Below are 1,743 nucleotides of genomic sequence, written 5' to 3'. Positions count from 1 at the left end.
TGTTTTGCGTGGTCTGGTTCACCCTCTCTTATCTGCCGATGGCGCACATGGTTTGGTACTGGGCAGGTCCTGATGCCTATACCAGCGCAGAAGCGGCAACTGCCGCAACCGCAACGGCCGGTTATCTGTTCCGTCATGGTGCACTGGATTTTGCCGGAGGCACGGTCGTACATATCAACGCAGCAGTGGCTGGATTAGTGGGCGCTTACATGGTCGGACGGCGCGTAGGTTTCGGGCGTGAAGCCATGAAGCCACACAGTTTAACCATGACCATGATTGGAGCCTCTTTACTGTGGTTTGGCTGGTTTGGTTTCAACGCCGGCTCAGCACTGGAAATGAACGGCACCGCAACCTTGGCCTTTGTGAACACATGGGGCGCAACCGCCGCGGCCACTCTGTCATGGCTGTTTGCTGAGTGGATATTAAAGGGCAAACCCTCTTTACTGGGCGCAGCGTCAGGCGCAGTCTCCGGTCTGGTCGCGATTACTCCGGCCTGCGGATTCGTAGGTGTCGGTGGTGGGCTGATTATCGGTTTGCTGGCCGGTATTGCCGGTTACTGGGGCGTACATGCGCTCAAACGCTGGCTGAGTGTGGACGATGCGCTGGATGTATTCGGCGTACACGGTGTCTGCGGTATTCTGGGCGCAATTTTAACGGGCGTGTTTGCCGATCCTGCGCTTGGCGGAACCGGTGTGTGGGATTATGTCACTAATAGCGTTGCCCCATATGCAATGTGGGAGCAGGTGAAAATCCAAGCACTGGGTGTTGGCATCACTATCCTGTGGTCTGGCGTTGTGGCTCTGATTTGCTACAAACTGGTCGACTTGGTGGTAGGCCTGCGCGTAGCAGAAGAAGACGAACGCATTGGGCTGGATGTCACTACCCATGGCGAGAATGCTTATAACCAGTGATTTAACTGGTCATGGAGGGCGTAAGATTGTATGTGAGTGGTGACTTACCTTCGACGTACTTTCAGTTACCTTACATGATGTTTCATTAAGCGAAATCTATGCTTAGCTCTACCCGCAGAGATGCCCGAACCGGCATCTCTGCTCTATTTTTGTAGCCCTATCTCTATCCACTATTCCACTAGTAGACATATCACTCGCACTCTGCCACAGCGGGTAAGCGCTAGTCGCAGAGCGAAGTTGATGCTAACTCACGCACAAATCCGCGTTTGATGGTGGTAGGGGTAATGTAGAACACCGTCACGGCATCACCGCTTTGGGTGTAGGCCGCACGAAAATTGACCTTATCGACCACCACTTTATATTCCTGAATGGTCAGTTGGTGTCTTTTCAAATCGTAGGCCGGTTTTATTTTATGCGGACGATGCAAAATGATCTCCGGTAACACCTCGTGCACATTGCGTTTTACGGCCGCTTCGTACTGCGCATATTTTCTGAAAAAATGCTGCAGGTACTTATTGTCTTCCAACTCGATAGTTAACATCATCGGCACTTATGCTCGTATCTACACTCATCATTGACTCTTTGAGCAGTATACGCCGCCGGAGTGCACCCTTAGACTCAGTGAATTGTTATAAATGATAAGTGATGATGTGCGGATTTATCTGGGCTGCGCAGGCGTTCACGGTCTCGCTACCGTAGCACAAGCTTACGGCAGCGGTGAGGTTATGAGGTTTTAAGCGTTGAATATTTCGTCTTAAATGACGGGTTAAATATCAAACTGCAAAACGTGCTCGTCTTGCGGCTCTTTCCAGATAGCTTCTTTGATATCGCT

1 protein-coding gene and 1 pseudogene are annotated in these 1,743 nt (G+C 51.2%); one reads left to right on the top strand and one right to left on the bottom strand.

The annotated features are described in order from the left end of the window. Positions 1-911 (top strand): annotated as a pseudogene (locus ACRC27_RS12795) (ammonium transporter); the annotation flags it as partial. A gap of 220 nt (positions 912-1,131) precedes the next feature. On the opposite strand, the gene ACRC27_RS12790 reads toward ACRC27_RS12795, so the two are convergent. Further along, positions 1,132-1,455, bottom strand: a complete 324-nt coding sequence (locus tag ACRC27_RS12790) for a hypothetical protein (protein WP_438640044.1) — start codon at positions 1,453-1,455, stop codon at positions 1,132-1,134. Positions 1,456-1,743: the final 288 nt, after the last annotated feature.

The organism is Plesiomonas sp., assembly GCF_051650925.1.
GTDB lineage: Bacteria > Pseudomonadota > Gammaproteobacteria > Enterobacterales > CAMTGL01 > Plesiomonas.
Note: the sequence above shows the minus strand (reverse complement) of the source record. Positions and strands in the feature narration are given on the sequence as shown.

Excerpts from the sequence above, each read along its gene's own strand:
- ACRC27_RS12790 (WP_438640044.1), bottom strand. The coding sequence starts at position 1,455 with ATGATGTTAACTATCGAGTTGGAAGACAATAAGTACCTGCAGCATTTT.